Genomic DNA, 16,961 nt, shown 5'->3' with positions numbered 1-16,961 from the left:
GCCGTCCGCCCGCGCTTCGCGGGCGGACGGCGGGATCGGGCCAGGTGGCCTCCCGTGAGACACCGTGGGCGCATTCGGCGGTGGCCGCCGGACGACCCCGCGCCTGATGGCCTGGGTGAGCGCATCGCCCCGCTGCTCCCGCCCAGCCCTCGGATCGCCCGCCGTGTCACTTCGCACGGCTCAGGGCCGGGCAGGACCCGCTGGGTCGCCGAGCAGAACTTCGCCCGGCTCCACAGTCCGGACGGCTGCGCACCCGCACGGGATACGCGCCGACCTCCGCCCCGGTCTCCTCCAACTCGCTTGCGACATCATCCGCTCGGGACGACTCCGAACCTCGTTTTGAAACGATCAGTCAGTCCGTTGGTTCAACGCACAGGAACGCAGAAGTCCGGACACCGCTTCGCCCCACCACGCTGCGCCCGTTCGGGCGCCGCACGGCCGACAAGATATGCCGCGGCCGCGGAGGGGCAGTCGCAGAGACATGCTGAACGTTCTGCTGACCACAGCCAGCGCCCTGGCCCTGGTGGTGGCCGCGCTCTCCGGCGCATCGAGCAAGCCCCGCTGAGTGCCCCCGCCGGCCCGGGCGACCGGTGTCGCCCTCAGCCGCAGCATTCGAACAGCTGTGAACGCCCGGGGTGGACTCCCTCTCGGTATGCCGGGGGACATCGCTCCGAGACCGTGCAGGTCGGAGCAACGCGACACCGCACCCGTGCGTCCTTACCACCGCACCAGGGGGCGTGAGCCCCGCAAGCCTCGGAAAAGACGGTGAGCACCACCATGGACACATCCCCTGTCCCCGCCTCCGTGCCCGGCACGAGAGGAAGGGTCCGGGTCTCCGCCACGGCGTCGGCGTTCGCCGGCGGGCTCCTTCTCGGCGTACTGACCAACCTGGCCCAGGGCTGGCTGCCGGGGGCCTGGAACCAGATCGCCAACTCCGGTGCGGTCTGGTCCGTCGCCGCGTTCGCCGCCGGCGCGCTGATGGCCCGGCGGGCCGGCCTGCCCGCGGCCGCCGTCGCGGGTCTGTGCGCCGAGTCCGGTCTCGTCGTCGGTTACTACGCCTACGCGGAAATCGCGCGCGACGGCATGGGCTCCCTGTTCGCTCCCCTGGTCTGGCTGGGGATGGCGTTCATGGCCGGCCCCCTGTTCGGGGTGGCGGGTTCCTGGTGGCGAGGCGCCGACCCGCGCCACCGCGTCATCGGCCTCGCCGCCCTCGCGGGCGTCTTCGGCACGGAGGCCCTCCACTACGCCTGGGTCCTGCACTACGCCCCCCAGGCGTGGGCGTGCCTCGCCGTCGCGATCCTCGTGTCGCTGCTCATGGGCCGCACCCTCAAGGAACGCGCACTGACCCTCCTGACCGCCGTTCCCTTCTCGCTGCTGGCCTACCTCCTCTTCTACCAGCTGATCCTGACGACGCTCCTCGGCTGACACTTCCTCCGCCACCCCGGCCCGGAACCGGAACGACTGTTCCCTCGGCCGCGCCCGCGGCTCCGAGGCGCGGCCGGTTCCGTCGGTGAGGTGGTGGTGGCTCCTGCCCGCAGTTGAAGGCCTGTCCACGTCGACCGTCGTTTTCGTGGACAGGCCCAGGGGACCGTTGTGGGAGAAGGCGTCACCGGGGCGGATGCGCCCGCTCCGGCCGGTCGAGCCGTACCGGCCGGCTTACGGGATGCCGCCGATGGTGAACGGGGTGAGCTGGAGCGCGTACCGGAAGTGGCCGGAGTGCTGGGCGTCGCGACTGGCGTACGACGACGCGGCTGGGACATGCGCTGTCCTCGGCATTGAGTACGGTCGTCTGTCCATGGACCATCAAAGGGCAGAAGGCGTGCGGCATGCGTGGAGCCGGGTGACCGCGTGGCTCGAGCATCATGCTCCTGAGGTGTTCGCCGCTCTCGGAGGCCCGGGGAGCCCGGCGGCCATCCGTGACGCCGAACTGCGCATGGGCCTGGAACTGCCGGAGCAGCTGCGGCAGTGGCTTCTGACGCACGACATCGATGCGGGCCGGCAGCCTCGTACCGGATCGGCTCTGGTGGCGCTGGGCTGCCCGGGCGTCCTCCCCGGTGGCGGACTCCTGCTGGGCCTCATGGACCTCGAGCGGGTCTACCTCCACAAGATGGCCACGGAGGAATCGGCGCCGTCCGGAGGCACCGACCACCCGTCCTGGCGCAGGGAGTGGGTGCCGATCGTCTCGGAGCGCGACGGTGTCCATGGGACGTTCGTGAACACGAGCACCGGTACGGTGGGGTCGTGGAGGGAGGGGTCGTTCCCCGAAGAACGCGAGTACGCCTCGTTGTTCGCCTTCTTCCAGGACGTGGCCGACCAGCTCGAGGGAGTTTCCTCGGGCGCCTGGGGCGGACCTGGCAGGGTCCGCGGGCGCGATCCGCGTCCGGAGGATGAACCCGTACGCGTCTGGGCTCGTGCGAACGGCTACCCGGTCAACGACCGCGGACGTGTCCCCGCAGCCATTCGCGAGGCATACGAAGCATCACGGTGAGCGCCGGCTCGGAAGGCGCCGGTCACAGCCGGTCATTGATTGCGGTGATGAGGACCGTCGCCTCGTGGCGGACCGCGACCTTGTCGCATCTGGTGGCAACGGCCCGGTGGTGGCCGACGTCCGCCTCGGCCAAGGGTGGGCCGGTCGGCCTTCTCGCCGGACCTGGTCATGCCCTGGGCAACGACGACGAGGTGCGCCCTCTTACGCCCGGCGCGGGTCAGCCGACGTAGTCGAGCCGTACCACGGTGAACGCCTTGTGGTTCGCGTCGATCAGGATGGCCAGCACCGCGTATCCGTAGGCCAGGGTGCGCATGATGCCGTCGTCCACACCGTAGGAGGTCGAGGCGGTGTACGGGTCGTGCTGGGCGTCGATGACGCAGCGGGCGACTTCGGCGCGGGCGTGCTCGGGCAGTCGCTGGTAGTCCCGGTAGGCGTCGAGGCCCCAGAGGGCCTGGTAGGTCACGCTGCCCCTCGGTGCGGCGGCTGCGCGTCCTCCTGAAGCTGATCGTTCATGTCGATGACGGTAGCCGCGTATTCGGCGGGCAGGCGACCGAACTCCCTGAAGTGATCACGAAGGTGTTCGGCGTGCTCACGTCCGGACTCCCACTGCTCGATGAACCGCACCCATCGGGCAAGGACGGTCGGGAGCTGGTCGACGGGGGTGAGGTTGGCCTCGGTGAGGAACTTCTGCCGGGTAACGGGGTGCGGGAGAGCGTGAGCGATTGAGTCGATCGTCCACGGCTGCTCGCTCATGCTGCCTCCGGGGCGGTTCACGGTTACCAGTTCATTCCTGACGGGTTTTACCGTAGCGGATTGGTTGCTACGGGAGGGATGAGTTCGCCTACGGACGTCCGTATGTGGGTACGGGCGGGAGTTCTCGGACGGGAATTCATGAACCCTGAATCCCGGTTGGGTCAGCCCGCAGCGTTTCGGTGTGCCCGGCGGACACTGCCGTAGTGGCTGAGCTGCAAGGAGCGTTCCTCACTGCTCCGTCGCCCTACGGAAGGGCTGCGAGGGGCACCGGGCGGGCCGTGTGACATCTTGCCGGGCCGAGCCGCCGTGCGCCCCTGCGGGCTCTCTCCCGGACCGTGCCGGGGCCGCGCATGGTCGATGCATGGGGGCTTGGGCTCAGGAGTGTGAGGGCCGCGGGGACGGCACCCGCTGCCCGACCGAGGAGACGCTGACGGTGGATGCGGGCCTGGTGGTGTACCGGTGCGATGAGTGCCGGCACCACTGGGAACTGGACGAGACCGAACCCGGCCGGCGGGCGGGGAACCCGGGCGAGGCAGGGCACGGCGCCGTGGCGTAGGGCGGGCGCCGCCGCGCCCGCCGACTGCACGGTGCCCTGGACTGTCGCGGCCCCGCCGACTACGACGCCGCCCCCGAGGCCTGACCGGCACAACCACCCTGTCCGCCGAAGCGGAGCAAGTTCATTCGCCGAGCATCCGGACCGCCGGCCGCACATGAGCCAAAGGAACTCGACCGACCGGATGCGGGCGCATCGCCGGTGGGCAGGCCTGCACCGACGGAGGCATCGCCCCCACCGGCGCAGGCCGCCTCCTCCCTCGTTTGCGCGCGTCCTCCCGCCCACAGGACGAGCGGGCCGGGAGGCCACGACCCGGGCCGGTCAGGGACCGGTGGCGCGGCGCGGGGGCTGGAAGACGTAGAGGTCGAGGATCGCCGGGCGTGGAACCACCCCGGGGCCCCCGGCGCTCACCCAGGCGGCGATGTCCTCGGTCGCGTCCGGGTCGTTCACCAGGCCCAGCCACACCGGCCGGGCGCCGGCCGCCCGTCCGGCGGCCGAGGGCCGCACGACGACGACGTTGGCCTGGTCGCAGACGTCCAGGCAGTCCGAGACCTGCACGGGCGCGACCTGCCGCAGTCGTGCGGTCTGCTGCGCGTGATCGACACCCCTCACCTTCGGACTGCCGCAGCAGCAGTCGCGGCAGACGACCATCCGGCAGGGAACCGGTGCGGGCGCGGTGTGCTTCGACGGACCGTCAGGTCCCGTTCCCCGGGGCCACTCGGGCATGCCGAGCCTTCCTCTCTCCGGGGAGATCCGCCCCGGTGTTCGTCGAGGAGGCGACCGCGTGAGTCTCCTGGCTCTCGGGTCGACGCTTTTCCGGCCTTCCCACCCGCTTCGCGGGCAGTGGCGCTTCCGGGTCCGCTCGCCGATCACAGTGGCGGGACCGCGCCGGATTCACACCGGCTTCCTCGGACCGCCGTCGCCCTGTCACCGGCCATCATCCCACCGGCAGGACACTCGGACATGAGGGCCCTCGTCCTCGCCGCCCGGGTGGGCACGCCGGTGGTCGCGGGGACCTCGAGGTCCCCGCGACCACTAGTTCAGGACCGCTGTCCGCGGAGGACGCCCACAACGACGTCCACGACGAGGAACGCCAGCAGCGTCACCCCGAACACCGGCAGCGCCCAGCCGACGGCCGTAACCACCGGTATGCCGACGAGCAGGACCGGCCACGGCAGACTCCGCCAGGTTCCACGGGCCGGCGGTCTGCCGAACGCCGCCCGCCGGCCGTCACGGGTGGGCCGGCGCTGCCACCACATGCGGTAGCCCCAGAACATCACGCACATCAGGCCGACGGCGATCGCCGCCAGGACGACCTGGTTGACGATGCCGAAGAGCACCCCCATGTGGCCCTGGACGCCGAGCTTGCTCAGCTTCGCGGCGAGCGGGTGGTCGGCCCAGCGGGTGCGGTCGGTGACCTCCGCCTCCATGACGTCGACGGCGACGCCGTCGTAGTGGACCGGCCAGGTGTTGTCGCTCTGGGTCACGGTCCAGGCCATGCCTTCTCCCGTCGGCGGGGTGACGACGACGGTCCCGTCGAGACCCGCGTCCCGGGCCGTCCGCAGCGCGGTGCCGAAGTCCTCCGGCGCGACGCCGGCCGTGTCACCGCCACCGCCGGCGTGGTGGCCCGCGTGCTCACCGCCGCCGTCGGCCGGAGCCGATCCGGGCAGTCTGGTGTCGAGCACCGGCGCCTGACCCCGGACCGCGTCGACCGCCTGGTCGAACCGCGCGCCCGCGTACTCCGACCAGGTCAGGCCGGTGGCGCTGAGGAAGAACAGGCCCAGCGACAGCCAGACTCCGGTCGCGGCGTGCAGGCTCCGGGTCCGGCGGACGCCACCGGCGGAACGGTCGGGGAACAGGACACCGCGGGCGGAGGCGGCGCGCTGTCCCCGGGCGCGTCCGGTCCACAGCACCAGGCCCCCGGCGGCCACGACCCACAGCCAGCTCGCCGCGAGTTCGGAGTAGAGGGTGCCGAACTCGCCGAGGTGGAGGCTCCGGTGGAACTCGTCGAGCCAGGCGGTGAGCGGCGTGGCGCCCCACCAGGTCGTCAGCTCGCCCTGCACCTCGGCGGTGTAGGGGTCGACGAACACGGTGCGCTGGTTCTCCCCCAGCTCCGGCAGCGAGAGCACGACGCGGGTGGTGTCCTCCGGGCCGGGCGGTGTGATCACCGAGGCGAGCGTGCCCTCGGGGTGGGCGGCGCGGGCGGCCTCGATCTGCTCGGCCAGCGGGCGGGGAGCGTCCCCGACCTGCTCCACGGTGAGCCGGTCACCGTAGAGCAACTGGTCGAACTGGGGTGTGAAGGCGTAGAGCAGCCCGGTGAGGGCGGCGACGAACAGGAAGGGCGCGACGAACACGCCGGCGTAGAAGTGCAGGCGCACGATCAGGGCGCGTACGCCGTGGCGTGAGCGGGTGGGGCGGCCGCCGTCGGGCGCGCCTCCGGAGCCCGGTGCGGCGACCGGGCCGGTTTCCGTCGTGGTCATGGGTGATCCCTCGTCCGGCGCGCCGTGGCGCGGCGCGCTGCGAAAGGTGGACAGGACGAAGTCCCGTCCGGACCCGGTCCGGACGGGAACGGTCCGGCCGGACCCGCGCGGTGCGGGCGGCCGGGATCACCGAAGGAGGTCCGCGCCTGGTGCGGGCGCGGGCCAGACGGGCACCGAAGGACAGGGGCGGCGGACCGGCCGGCGCCGGCACCCGGACGGCTCCCGGACGCGGCACGGTCGCACACGCCGGAAGGTGCGGCTGCCGGGCCAGCAGCCGGATCATGCGCCGCAGCAGCCGCTCCCCGTGCAACAGCACCGGAACAGCCGCGAGCGTGGCCAGCAGATGCGCGGCGCCCATGGAGGTCACGACGTCGGGCCTGGCGTGTTCGTGCACACCGGCCGGTGCGGGTGCCGGGTGCCCTATGGGTCCGGAGCCGGTGCCGGGGCCGGTGCCGGGTCCTGTGCCGGAGCGGCCGGACAGCGTGGAGAACGCCAGGTGCAGCAGCACCTGTTGCACCCAGGACCCGACGACCGCGGTCTCGAACCGGCGCCGCCGGGCCCGGACGGCGCACACGCAGCTCAGCACCGTCAGCGCGGCCAGCGTGGCCGCCACCATCTCCACACCGGGCAGTCCGCCTCCGGCCGCCGCGTGTCCCGCCGCGCCGAACAGGAGGGACGCGCAGGCGTGGAGCAGCCCTCCGGCGGAGCGCCGGAACCCGCTACCCGGTCCGTCGCGCACGGGCTGCCGGAGCCGGTCCCGCGGTCACTCCGTCTCCTTGGGGTGCGGGCTGCTCGCCGGCGTCCCGGCGGGACGTTCCCTGCCGCCGTCGTGCCCGGAGACGACCACCAGGAGGAGGCCGGCGACCATGGCCGCGGCGGTGGCCCGGCCCGCAGCCCGCAGCGTCCAGCCCGTCAGCGACCGGCCGCGGGCAGAGCCGCGGGCAGAGCCGCCTGCCGGGCGCCTGCCCGGCGCGCCCAGCCTCTCCGCCCGGCGGGCCGGCCGCAGCAGCCGCACGAGCAGCAGCACGGCGACCGGGAGCTGCAGCAGCCACAGCGCTGTGCGGGGCCACTCGCCGTACCAGACGTTGGTGCCGTACAGCAGGGTGTGCCACACGCTCAGCACGTACACCACGACGACGAACCGGTGCAGCCGCCGCCAGGTGCCGGCGCCGATGCGGTGCCGGACGTAGAACAGCAGGCCCAGCGGCACGGCGAGATAGAGGGCCCCCTGGCCGAGGGGGATGGCGATCTGTCCGGTGCCGGAGTCGTACCAACCGGGCACGAAGCTGTCCGCGAAGCCCGTCCACAGCCGCCTCGCCCACGCCAGTTCGGTCTCGTAGCGGACGAGCTCGGCCGCGAACATCAGCGCGTGCGCGAGCATCAGGGCCATCGTGGTCAGGCTCGTGGTGCGGTGCCAGCGCTCCATGACCTGGGGGGAGACCGGCAGGCGGGTGGGACCCGGCCCGGACAGCAGCAGCCCGAGCATGACCGTGCCCCACGCCCACAACAGCCCCGACCAGCCGAAGGCCTGGCTGAGCAGGTACATCCAGTACGTGCCGGGGTCGTCCATGAACGGCATGACCGCGACCGTCGCCGAGTCGCCCGACTCCATGCGGGCCCACAGGAGCACGAAGACGGCCGCCGTGACCACGACCGCGGCGGTCGCGTCGGGCACCGCGGACCGCAGGTCGGAGCGCAGGGTCACGCGATCGGCGGGACGCCGGTCACGGGCGGGCCGGACGGTCGTGCCGTCGTCCCCCGGCGTCGTCTCTGGCAGCATCCTGGGCCTTCCCGAGCGCGGGACACCGATGCTCGGTGTGCGGGTGTGGCGGGCGGCACCAGTGTGGGCGAGGCGCACGGGGAACACGCAGACCACAACCGGCCAGAGTGGTTCCTGGGGACGGGCCGGACACTCGTGCGGTCCTGGAGCCCCGTCCGCGACCGACGGCATCCGGACCACCGGTGACGCACCCCTGCCGCCGGAGTCCGAGCCACCCCGCGCCGATGTCCGCAGTCGGTTCGCGCCTCCTGTCCGGCCGGACCCCGGGGCGCGGGGAGGAGTACGAGCGGTGCCTGGCCGGCCTCGGAGTCTTCACCGTCCGACGAGAGAGGCGACCGCCCGGTGCGGGCGGCCGCCTTCCTTCACGTCCTCGTGTCCGGTCAGCCCCGGACGATGTTCTGGGCCTGCGGGCCCTTCTGCCCCTGGCCGATGTCGAAGGTGACGTGCTCACCCTCGGTCAGCTCGCGGTAGCCGCTGCCCTGGATCTCGGAGTAATGGGCGAAGACGTCCGGGCCTCCGCCGTCCTGCTCGATGAAGCCGAAGCCCTTTTCTGCGTTGAACCACTTCACGGTGCCGCTGGCCATACCGGTCGATCCTTCGTTCCATGCCTGGGAGCAGCCCTTCGCACGGGCGTGCTCCGGCTCACGCAACCGCACGAGCCAACAGCCGTTCTACCCAGGAACACGGGACTCACCCGGCCGGCGATACAGTCCTTCACCCGTCACCTCGCCCGGCCGGCGCCGGCGCCTGCCCGTCCGGTGGCGGACGACGTCAGGGCGCCGGCCTCCGGCCCGCGGCCGTCACGCGGCGGTCGGGCCGACGAGTTCGGACAGGACGTCCTCCATGGTGACGAAACCGATGACGGTTCCCTTGTCGCCGGTGACGGCGGCGAGGTGGGTACCGCTGGCCCGCATCGCGGTGAGGGCGTCGTCGAGCGGGGTGTCGATCCGCACGCGGGTCACCGGGTGCAGGGCGGTGCGGGGGAAGGGCCTGTGCCGGTCGGGCACGCCGATGGCGTCCTTGATGTGCAGGTAGCCCATGATCGTTCCGCCGGGACCCACGACGGGCATCCGGGAGTAGCCGGCGCCCGTGGCCGCCTTCTCCAGCTGGGCCGGGGTGATGCGGTGGTCGACCGTGCTCATCCGGGCCAGCGGCACCAGGACCTCGCCGACCGGCCGGGTGCCGAGTTCCAGGGCGTCGCGCAGCCGTTCACCGTCGGCCGGATCGAGCAGACCGGCCTGGCTGGAGTCGGTGACCAGGCGGGCGAGCTCGTCGTCGGTGAATACGGCGGCGACCTCGTCCTTGGGCTCGACCTTCAGCAGGCGCAGCAGGGTGTTGGCGAAGGCGTTGATGCCGAAGATGACGGGCCTGAGCGCGCGGGTGAGGGCTACCAGCGGCGGGCCGAGGAACAGCGCGGTGGGTGCCGGGGCGGCCAGGGCGATGTTCTTGGGGATCATCTCGCCGAAGAGCATGTGCAGGTAGGTCGCCAGGGTCAGGGCGATGACGAAGGCGATGGGGTGGATGAGTCCCTCGGGCACGCCGATCGCGTGGAAGGGCGGCTCCAGCAGGTGGGCGATGGCCGGCTCGGCGACGGCGCCGAGGACGAGGGAGGAGACGGTGATGCCGAGCTGGGCGGTGGCCATCATCGCCGACAGGTGTTCGATGCCCCACAGTGTGGTGCGGGCGCGCTTGTTTCCGGCCTGGGCCTTGGGTTCGATCTGGCTGCGGCGTACGGAGATCAGGGCGAATTCGGCGCCGACGAAGAAGGCGTTGGTGAGCAGGGTCAGGGCGCCGATGAGCAGCTGGACGGTGGTCATCGGGCGGTCTCCTGCTCGACGCGGTCCGCGGTCGCGGGGGAGGTGAGGACGAGGCGGTCGGCGCGGTGGTGGCCGACATCGAGGACGGTGATGTCCCATCCGTCGACGTGCACGGTGTCTCCGGGCCTGGGGATGCGCTCCAGGAGGGTGGCGGTCAGCCCGGCGAGGGTTTCGTACGGGCCGTCCTCGGCCTTCAGGCCGATCTCGGCGAGCTCGTCGGTGCGGATGCTGCCGTCGGCCTCCCAGACCCGGCGGCCGTCTTCGCTCGTGGGCCGCGGGAGCAGGTCGGGGGCCTCGGCCGGGTCGTGTTCGTCGCGGACCTCGCCGACGACCTCCTCGATGATGTCCTCGACCGTGGCGACGCCGGCGGTGCCGCCGTATTCGTCGATGACCACGGCCATGGTGCGCCCGGTGCGCATCCGCGCGAGGAGGGTGTCCACGGGCAGACTGTCGGGCACCAGCAGCGGCGCCGTCATCAGGTCGGTGACCTGCGTGAGGGGCCGCTCGTCCTCGTCCAGGGCCAGGACGTCGCGGATGTGGAGGGTGCCGATGACCTCGTCCAGGCTGTCGCGGTAGACCGGAAAGCGGGACAGGCCGGTGGCGTGGGTGAGGTTGACCGCGTCCACAGCTGTGGCGTGGGCTTCGAGGGCCTGGACGTCCACCCTGGGGGTCATGACGTTCTCGGCCGTCAGCTCCCCCAGGTGCAGCGTGCGCACGAACAGCTCGGCGGAGTCCTCCTCCAGCGCGCCCTGGGCGGCCGAGTGCCGGGCCAGGGCCACCAGCTCCTCCGGGCTGCGGGCATGGGCCAGCTCCTCGGCCGGCTCCAGCCCGAAGCGGCGCACGAACCGGTTCGCGGTGCTGTTCAGGTGCTCGATGAAGGGCCCGAAGACGGCGGTGAAGCCGCGCTGCGGAGTGGCGACGACCTTGGCCACGGCCAGCGGCCGGGAGATCGCCCAGTTCTTCGGCACCAGCTCACCGACCACCATCAGCACCACCGTGGACACGGCCACGCCGAGGACGGTGGCGATCGTGGAGGCCGCGCCCCCCAGGCCGATCGCGGTCAGCGGACCGCGCAGCAGCACGGCCAGGGACGGCTCGGCGAGCATGCCGATCACCAGTGAGGTCACCGTGATGCCCAGCTGGGCGCCGGAGAGCTGGAAGGTCAGCCGCCGGACCGCCTTCAGCGCGCTGTCGGCGCCACGCTCACCGGCCTGCGCGGCACGCTCGAGGTCCGCGCGCTCGACCGTGGTGAGGGAGAACTCGGCCGCGACGAACACCGCGCACGCGAGTGTCAGCGCCAGGGCGAGCAGGAGCAGCAGCAACTCGGTCACCGTGCCACCCCCGATTCGCCACTCACTGTCGGGCGGGGTATGGCACGGCTCGTACTGGGAGGTTCACCCATTGCGGGTCTGCTGCTCCTTCGTCGATCCATCCCCGCAGGGGGATGGTGAGTGGTTTCGTCGGGAGAGGAAGTTTCCCTCACCCATGGTAAAGGGACGGTAAAGCCGCCAGGGGGTGACCGGTCGCGGTGTGTTTCCGGACTTCCGGCGCCCTCATGGCCTCGAGTGTCCCACGGCCCTCCGGTTCGGCCCTATGATTCTACAGTCGTGTAGAAAACGCGAGGGGGTGGCCGGGCCGTTCCCGGCCGCCCCCGGGTGCACACGCGGCCGTCGCTTACGGGCGGCGGCCGCCGGCCGCGCGGCCGTGCACCCCTGGTCTCACACCTATCGGCCTGGGAGGGCACACGTGGCTTCGATCGATCTGGACAAGGTGCTGGACAAGACGTGGGCGGACAAGCCGCTGGCCGAGATCCTCGCCGCCCCCGTCGCGGTACTGAAGGGGGTGTCCGACCGTGACGGCGAGCTGCTGGAGGAGGCGTTCGGCGTCACCACCGTCGCCGAGCTCGCCGAGCTGAAGTACGTCCGCTGGGCCCAGGCCCTGGCCGCGCTGGACGCGGCGAAGTAGTCACCGTTCCCGGCCCGCGCGGTGCCGTGGGCGTCCTTCGGACGGAGACCCCGCGGCACCGCGCCGGCAGATCTCGCGGATGAACGGCCCCACCGCGGACACGGTCCTCGGCCCGGACGTCGTCCTGCCTGACGACAGCCTGACGGGCCAGGTGCATCTGGAGGGCGGTAGCGCCGACGTCCACATCGAGCGGATCCCCCTGAGCCGGTGACCCGCGCGGGAGCCGGTCAGCCGTGCCACCAGATCCGCAGCGGGCCGACCGGCTCGAAACCATGGCGCACGGCGACCGCCAGGTCGTCGCCGCGCTCATAACCGACCACCGGCAGAGCGGGGAACAGCCGGTGCACGGCATCCAGTACGACCGGCCAGGCCCCGCCAGGGCCGCCGTCGAGTGCGAAGACGTTGGAGATTCCGACCACCTGACCGCTGAGGCTCGCCACCGCTCCGGCGACCACCCCGCCGCCGGCGGAGTGCGCGGCAAGCAGGAACGTCGAGGGATCATCGAGCAGTCCGGGCGGGAAGAGGTCCGCATTTCCCTCCCCGCCGTCCCAGGCGAGCGCCCATGCGCGCAACGCGTCCGGGTCGCCCACCACGTCCCAGGCGAGATCCGACGAGGCGGCGGGCGCACCCGCCGGCCGGTGGATCCACTGCGCCTCGAACAGCACCTGGAAGCCACACCCGGTCAGGTCGAGGTCGGCGAAGCTGTCCTTGACGGAGGCACCAGGCACGACGGTGTCGATCCGGGCCACCAGCGCGACCGGGTCGGCCCCCGGCCCCAGTGTCACCGCGTCGGGGTAGTACAGCGGCGTGCGAACCGGGACGGCCCAGGCATCCTCCCCGAACTCGCCCGCCAAGCCGTGCGATCGGCTCATCACCGCGCACCACTCCGCGTTGTTGCGCGCGGCGGCCCGGACCAGGAGTTGCCTTGACGTCGTCATGAGTGCGGATCATGGCTCGTCACGCCCCGGACGGTCGAACGCTTTTCTCCTGCCCGCGGCACGGACGCCTCGCCCGGGGCGGACCGATTCCGGCAGGAACAACGTGTCCGTCCCCAGACCCCGGCGATCGGTGCCCCGGCCGCAGGAGCCGAGGCACCCTCGCCGGCCGTCCACCGGTCCGGCCGGCCCCCCGGTCGGACCCACCGCACGGCGAACACGCACGTCACGCGAAACTGCAGGTCAACGCCGCGGAACCGGCCACGGCGGCCGGAGAACCCGAGTGCACTCCGTCCGGCCAGTGGTACTGGCCGGAGAGACCGGGGCCGGGACCGGGCCGCCCATGACGGCCGCCCCGGCCAGCCTGCTCCAAGGGGGAGACGGGAGCGATCACGCGGAACTGCACGAGCGGCCGATCAGTCACCCCCGAGGGCGAATTTCGCGGTCTTTGCCGAGAAATGGCACCGACGGCCCGCTCCTTCCGCCCGCGTGCTGGAAAGCCTTCCTGTGCTCCTCCCGACCACCGCTACCTGAAAGGATCCTCGTGCAGCCCGACGACCCCTTACTCGTACTGGATCCCACCGGCTCGGACGCGCACGCCGAGCACCGTGCCCTGCACGCCCGCGGCCCGGCCACCCTCGTCGACCTCCTGGGCGTACAGGCGTGGTCAGTCTCCGACCCCACCCTCCTCAGACAGCTCCTGGTGGGCAAGGATGTCTCCAAGGACGCCCGCGCCCACTGGCCCGACTTCGCCACGGTCGCCCCGACCTGGCCACTGGCCCTCTGGGTCTCCGTGGAGAACATGTTCACGGCCTACGGCGGTGACCACCGGCGCCTGCGCCGGATGATCTCCCCCGCCTTCAGCGCCCGCCCCATCGGCGCACTGGCCCCCGCCGTCGAGGCCCTCGTCACGCGCCTCCTCGACGACATCGCGGCCTCGGGCGACGACGTCGTCGACCTGCGGGAGAAGCTGGCCCTCCCGCTGCCGATCATGGTGGTCGCCCAGCTCATGGGCGTCCCCGAGGACCAGAGTGCCGGCTTCCGCCGCCTCGTCGACGGCGTGTTCACCACCACCCTCAGCCGCGACGAGGCCACCGCCAACGCCGCCTCGCTCTACCGGCTGCTCGACGAGCTGATCGCGAGGAAGCGCGTCGCGCCGGCCGAGGACCTGACCTCCTTCCTGATCGCCGTCCGCGACAAGGAGGGCGACGACCGCGGCCTCAGCGACGCGGAACTGCGCGACACGCTCCTGCTGATGATCAGCGCCGGGTACGAGACCACCGGCAACGCCATCGACCAGGCCGTCACCCTGCTGCTCACCCACCCCGACCAGCTCGCCCACGTCCGCCAAGGCCGCGCCGGCTGGAACGACGTGGTCGAGGAGGCCCTGCGTCTCGAACCGGCGGTGAAGCACCTGCCGCTCCGCTACGCCGTCGACGACGTGCCCCTCCCCGACGGGCGGGTGATCCCGAAAGGGGCGCCGGTTCTCGCCTCCTACGCCGCTGCCAACCGTCACCCCTCCTGGCACCGCGACCCGGACGAATTCCTCGTCACCCGGACCGACAAGGACCACCTGGCCTTCGGCCACGGCGTGCACTTCTGCCTGGGCGCCCCTCTCGCCCGGCTGGAGGTCGCCACCGCGCTGGACATGCTCTTCGAGCGGTTCCCGGACATGGCCCTGGCCGTCCCGGTGGAGGAGCTGCGTCCGGTGCCCTCCCTCATCAGCAACGGGCACGAGCAGCTGCCCGTCCGCCTGTACGGCGCGGCGTAGCGGCGCGCCGGACCGGCCGGCCGGGTGGGGCCGTGCCTCCCGCCCCACCCGGCGACCCGTCACCCACTGTCCGTACGGCAGAAGTCCCGACCGTCGCACTCCGGACACACCAGACGCAGCCCTTTCACCCGGTGGACGTCCTTCCCCACACGGCCGCACCCCAGGTCGTCCATCGACGCGTCCAGCCGGCCCCCACACCGGGTGCACGGCGGCGTAACCCATCAGCCCCCTCGCGTGTCCAGCGGCGGCCGGCGTCCTCACGCCGGGACGATCCCGCGCCGTGGATCCCCGGGAAAGGCGGGAACCAGGCCTTCACCGGCCGGTGCTGGGCGGAGGCTGCCGTTTCCCAGGTGATCGCTTAGGGAACAGGGTGATGCTGGTGCGCGGCGGGGCGCTCCAGGGCGATCATGACGGCGTCGTCGTCCAGATGTCCGCCGACATGGTCCAGCAGGTCGCGCCGGAAGCGGTCGAGGAAGGCGTCGCAGCTGTCCTCCCTCCAGCCGGTGATGCGTTCGGTCAACGGGTAGAAGGTGCCGGCAGGATTTCGGGCCTCGATGACGCCGTCCGTATAGAGCAGCAAGAGGTCTCCCGGCCGGAACGGGAAGCTTTCGACGTGGTACCGCGGGTCCGCCAGTTCACCCAGCCCCAGTGGAGGGGCGGGGCGAAGAGCACGCACCGTCATCGGCCGGCCCTCCCTCAGGACGACCGGCGGCGGGTGCCCGCAGGAGATCATCTGGACTTGGGCGTCCTGGTCGGGGATCTCCAGGATGGTGGCGGTGATGAACGTTTCGTCGAAGCGGTCGGTCTCCCCCGGCGCGATCACGTCCCAGCGCACGCTGCGGTCGAGGTAGGCCGCCAACTCGTCCAGCGGCGCCTGACGGTGAGCCGCGACACGGAACGCCCCGAGCAGAAGCGCCGCGTCACTGACCGCGGTCATTCCCTTGCCCCGCACGTCCCCGACGATCACTCGGGTGCTGGAGGTGGTGCGCGCCGCCGCGTACAGGTCTCCGCCGATCCGGGCCTCGGCCTCGGCCGCGAGGTACATGACGGCGGTGCGCAGGGGTCCGAGCCGTTTGGGCAGTGGAGGCAGGACCACACGCTGGGCGGCCTCGGACACGTACCGGACCTGCTCCAGTTCCTTGGCGCGACGATCACGCAGGACGCAGAAGACGACCAGACTGATGCCGACCACCACCAGGGCAAGGATCTGCGCCTCGTGGTTGGCCGAGAGCAGGTCCTTGGGATCGCGCACCACACCGATCACCGTCTGTGCGATCACCGCGAGTGCGGCCACCAGCCCGACCGTCCGCGGCCCGCCGAACGACGGGGTGATGGCCGGGGCCGCGACGAGCAGCGGCCCCAGATGGATGTGGGGCGGGGCGAGGATGTCGATCACGGACACCACGACGATCCACACGACCGGGATCGCGATCATGGCTCTGCCCGCACGCGTTCGCTGACCTGGTTCGCCGGGACCTCGGGACATGCTTCCTCTCTACACCGCCGTTGCCCCGCCCGCACCAGCAGACCTGAGGCTCCGCCCCTCGAGCAGCCCTCACCTCGTCGAGCCCTTGAACACCATGATCAAAGTTCGGTGACACGAACGCGCGTCCGCCGAAGTTCGGCAGCACGCGATCGAGGTCCATCGGTACGGGACGACGAGCCTTTTTGCCTCGGCGACGCATCGGTGGGCGGTGGTGGTCCCGATACCGGATCCGGCTGCGAGCCGGGCGCACGGGTGGCCGTTGCGGAGATGGGCGAGCGTGAGCAGGGCCTGCCGGCCCGGACCCAGACGTCGCCACCGGGTGCCGAACTCCCGGCGGGACTGACGGAGCCCGGAACACCGGACCAGGTGCAGCGCGGCCTGACCGGGCCGGAGACCCGGGAGGACGCCCTCCGGCTGGACCCCGTGCCGCTTCCGGCGCCGTCGGAATACGGGTTCTCACTGCGCTACCGCGGTCACCGGGGCATCGGTGTGCGACTGCGCAACAGACAGTTGCGAATAGGCGTGCCCGATTCGGCGGAATCCCCGATTCATGTGGTCCTGCCCGATCGGGCCGTCACCGTCGCACCGGGGGAAACGTGCACGCTCCTGCTGCCGGAAGGATGAGCGACACGGCGCGCCACACGCCCCCGGGCCGAGGGCCGTCATGCGAGCCGGCACCCGGAAAACGCCCGTGATCGTCCTGCCCGGAGGCGGGAGCGCGGCGAGTCGGTGTTCCGCGGCGCACAGGACCGGGCCGGGCGCGCCGAGCCGGCCTTCCACGCCTTCGCGATGTGCCTGCATGACCTGTCCGCGCTTGCCGCGGCAGAGGGACGGGGCGGTGCGGGTGGCCGCGGTGCCGAACGCCTCCTCGCCCTCGAACAGGTCCGGCACCATGGACAACCCTCCGACATAGAGGAGGAGCATTGCGACACC

The 16,961-nt window shown here is 72.0% G+C and carries 15 protein-coding genes, 4 pseudogenes and 1 riboswitch; of the genes and pseudogenes, 8 read left to right on the top strand and 11 right to left on the bottom strand.

What is annotated here, in order from left to right:
• Positions 1-777 precede the first annotated feature (777 nt).
• The 3 genes and pseudogenes from A2U95_RS33050 to A2U95_RS33460 form a co-directional block, all read left to right on the top strand.
• Positions 778-1,425 carry a DUF6518 family protein gene (locus tag A2U95_RS33050; RefSeq protein ID WP_166027965.1) on the top strand — a complete coding sequence of 216 codons (648 nt, stop codon included), beginning with the start codon at positions 778-780 and terminating at the stop codon, positions 1,423-1,425.
• A 193-nt stretch (positions 1,426-1,618) separates the two neighbouring features.
• Positions 1,619-2,275 (top strand): annotated as a pseudogene (locus A2U95_RS33465) (SMI1/KNR4 family protein); the annotation flags it as partial.
• A 69-nt stretch (positions 2,276-2,344) separates the two neighbouring features.
• A pseudogene (locus A2U95_RS33460) lies at positions 2,345-2,488 on the top strand (Lsr2 family DNA-binding protein); the annotation flags it as partial.
• 217 nt (positions 2,489-2,705) lie between these two features.
• Here the strand turns inward: A2U95_RS33460 and A2U95_RS27555 are convergent.
• Together A2U95_RS27555 and A2U95_RS27550 are read right to left on the bottom strand one after the other, a co-directional pair.
• On the bottom strand, positions 2,706-2,951 hold the full coding sequence (locus A2U95_RS27555) for a hypothetical protein (protein WP_166027963.1): 246 nt from the start codon (positions 2,949-2,951) through the stop codon (positions 2,706-2,708).
• A complete protein-coding gene (locus tag A2U95_RS27550) occupies positions 2,948-3,241 on the bottom strand; it encodes a hypothetical protein (protein ID WP_166027962.1) in 294 nt (97 codons plus the stop codon). Before A2U95_RS27550 ends, A2U95_RS27555 begins: the two co-directional genes overlap by 4 nt.
• 361 nt (positions 3,242-3,602) lie before the next feature.
• Between A2U95_RS27550 and A2U95_RS27545 the strand changes: the two genes are divergently transcribed.
• Positions 3,603-3,797, top strand: a complete 195-nt coding sequence (locus tag A2U95_RS27545) for a hypothetical protein (protein ID WP_166027960.1) — start codon at positions 3,603-3,605, stop codon at positions 3,795-3,797.
• Between the two features lie 318 nt (positions 3,798-4,115).
• Here A2U95_RS27545 and A2U95_RS27540 read toward each other — a convergent pair whose 3' ends face one another.
• From A2U95_RS27540 to A2U95_RS27515, 6 genes are all read right to left on the bottom strand, one after another.
• Positions 4,116-4,520: a (2Fe-2S) ferredoxin domain-containing protein gene (locus A2U95_RS27540; RefSeq protein ID WP_476756114.1), complete on the bottom strand. Its 405-nt coding sequence runs from the start codon at positions 4,518-4,520 to the stop codon at positions 4,116-4,118.
• A gap of 60 nt (positions 4,521-4,580) precedes the next feature.
• Positions 4,581-4,704, bottom strand: a riboswitch (cobalamin riboswitch).
• A gap of 130 nt (positions 4,705-4,834) precedes the next feature.
• Positions 4,835-6,274: a PepSY-associated TM helix domain-containing protein gene (locus tag A2U95_RS27535; RefSeq protein WP_166027958.1), complete on the bottom strand. Its 1,440-nt coding sequence runs from the start codon at positions 6,272-6,274 to the stop codon at positions 4,835-4,837.
• Positions 6,275-7,037: 763 nt separating this feature from the next.
• On the bottom strand, positions 7,038-8,054 hold the full coding sequence (locus A2U95_RS27530; RefSeq protein ID WP_166027956.1) for a ferric reductase-like transmembrane domain-containing protein: 1,017 nt from the start codon (positions 8,052-8,054) through the stop codon (positions 7,038-7,040).
• 380 nt (positions 8,055-8,434) lie between these two features.
• Positions 8,435-8,638: a cold-shock protein gene (locus tag A2U95_RS27525; protein ID WP_031139796.1), complete on the bottom strand. Its 204-nt coding sequence runs from the start codon at positions 8,636-8,638 to the stop codon at positions 8,435-8,437.
• 216 nt (positions 8,639-8,854) lie between these two features.
• Positions 8,855-9,871: a hemolysin family protein gene (locus A2U95_RS27520; protein WP_166027954.1), complete on the bottom strand. Its 1,017-nt coding sequence runs from the start codon at positions 9,869-9,871 to the stop codon at positions 8,855-8,857.
• Positions 9,868-11,202, bottom strand: coding sequence for a hemolysin family protein (locus A2U95_RS27515; protein WP_166027952.1), 1,335 nt, complete (start codon positions 11,200-11,202; stop codon positions 9,868-9,870). The genes A2U95_RS27520 and A2U95_RS27515 overlap by 4 nt, the downstream gene beginning before the upstream one ends.
• 415 nt (positions 11,203-11,617) lie before the next feature.
• Here A2U95_RS27515 and A2U95_RS27510 point away from each other — a divergent pair, with 415 nt between their 5' ends.
• Both A2U95_RS27510 and A2U95_RS27505 read left to right on the top strand, forming a co-directional pair.
• On the top strand, positions 11,618-11,836 hold the full coding sequence (locus tag A2U95_RS27510; RefSeq protein ID WP_166027950.1) for a hypothetical protein: 219 nt from the start codon (positions 11,618-11,620) through the stop codon (positions 11,834-11,836).
• Between the two features lie 79 nt (positions 11,837-11,915).
• Entirely contained in the window at positions 11,916-12,047 is a 132-nt protein-coding gene (locus tag A2U95_RS27505) for a sporulation protein (protein WP_166027948.1), read from the top strand.
• 16 nt (positions 12,048-12,063) lie between these two features.
• Here A2U95_RS27505 and A2U95_RS27500 read toward each other — a convergent pair whose 3' ends face one another.
• Complete coding sequence (locus A2U95_RS27500) at positions 12,064-12,774, bottom strand: hypothetical protein (RefSeq protein ID WP_166027946.1); 711 nt, start codon at positions 12,772-12,774, stop codon at positions 12,064-12,066.
• A 535-nt stretch (positions 12,775-13,309) separates the two neighbouring features.
• Between A2U95_RS27500 and A2U95_RS27495 the strand changes: the two genes are divergently transcribed.
• Positions 13,310-14,542: a cytochrome P450 family protein gene (locus A2U95_RS27495; protein WP_240958315.1), complete on the top strand. Its 1,233-nt coding sequence runs from the start codon at positions 13,310-13,312 to the stop codon at positions 14,540-14,542.
• A gap of 358 nt (positions 14,543-14,900) precedes the next feature.
• Here the strand turns inward: A2U95_RS27495 and A2U95_RS27490 are convergent, their stop codons facing one another.
• On the bottom strand, positions 14,901-15,977 hold the full coding sequence (locus A2U95_RS27490; protein WP_420857061.1) for a PP2C family protein-serine/threonine phosphatase: 1,077 nt from the start codon (positions 15,975-15,977) through the stop codon (positions 14,901-14,903).
• Positions 15,978-16,199: 222 nt separating this feature from the next.
• Positions 16,200-16,376, bottom strand: a pseudogene (locus A2U95_RS27485) (transposase family protein); the annotation flags it as partial.
• A gap of 3 nt (positions 16,377-16,379) precedes the next feature.
• Between A2U95_RS27485 and A2U95_RS27480 the strand changes: the two are divergent.
• Positions 16,380-16,652 (top strand): annotated as a pseudogene (locus tag A2U95_RS27480) (glycosyl hydrolase family 65 domain-containing protein); the annotation flags it as partial.
• Positions 16,653-16,961: the final 309 nt, after the last annotated feature.

The sequence above is a fragment of the Streptomyces chilikensis genome (assembly GCF_001642695.1).
Taxonomy (GTDB): Bacteria; Actinomycetota; Actinomycetes; order Streptomycetales; family Streptomycetaceae; genus Streptomyces; species Streptomyces chilikensis.
This window is presented reverse-complemented; position numbering and strand designations above follow the sequence as displayed.

Bases quoted from the DNA above. Each gene is read 5' to 3' on its own strand.
- A2U95_RS33050 (WP_166027965.1), top strand. From the start codon at position 778: ATGGACACATCCCCTGTCCCCGCCTCCGTGCCCGGCACGAGAGGAAGG.
- A2U95_RS27550 (WP_166027962.1), bottom strand. From the start codon at position 3,241: ATGAGCGAGCAGCCGTGGACGATCGACTCAATCGCTCACGCTCTCCCG.
- A2U95_RS27545 (WP_166027960.1), top strand. From the start codon at position 3,603: ATGGGGGCTTGGGCTCAGGAGTGTGAGGGCCGCGGGGACGGCACCCGC.
- A2U95_RS27540 (WP_476756114.1), bottom strand. From the start codon at position 4,520: ATGCCCGAGTGGCCCCGGGGAACGGGACCTGACGGTCCGTCGAAGCAC.
- A2U95_RS27535 (WP_166027958.1), bottom strand. From the start codon at position 6,274: ATGACCACGACGGAAACCGGCCCGGTCGCCGCACCGGGCTCCGGAGGC.
- A2U95_RS27530 (WP_166027956.1), bottom strand. From the start codon at position 8,054: ATGCTGCCAGAGACGACGCCGGGGGACGACGGCACGACCGTCCGGCCC.
- A2U95_RS27525 (WP_031139796.1), bottom strand. From the start codon at position 8,638: ATGGCCAGCGGCACCGTGAAGTGGTTCAACGCAGAAAAGGGCTTCGGC.
- A2U95_RS27520 (WP_166027954.1), bottom strand. From the start codon at position 9,871: ATGACCACCGTCCAGCTGCTCATCGGCGCCCTGACCCTGCTCACCAAC.
- A2U95_RS27505 (WP_166027948.1), top strand. From the start codon at position 11,916: ATGAACGGCCCCACCGCGGACACGGTCCTCGGCCCGGACGTCGTCCTG.
- A2U95_RS27500 (WP_166027946.1), bottom strand. From the start codon at position 12,774: ATGACGACGTCAAGGCAACTCCTGGTCCGGGCCGCCGCGCGCAACAAC.
- A2U95_RS27490 (WP_420857061.1), bottom strand. From the start codon at position 15,977: ATGATCGCGATCCCGGTCGTGTGGATCGTCGTGGTGTCCGTGATCGAC.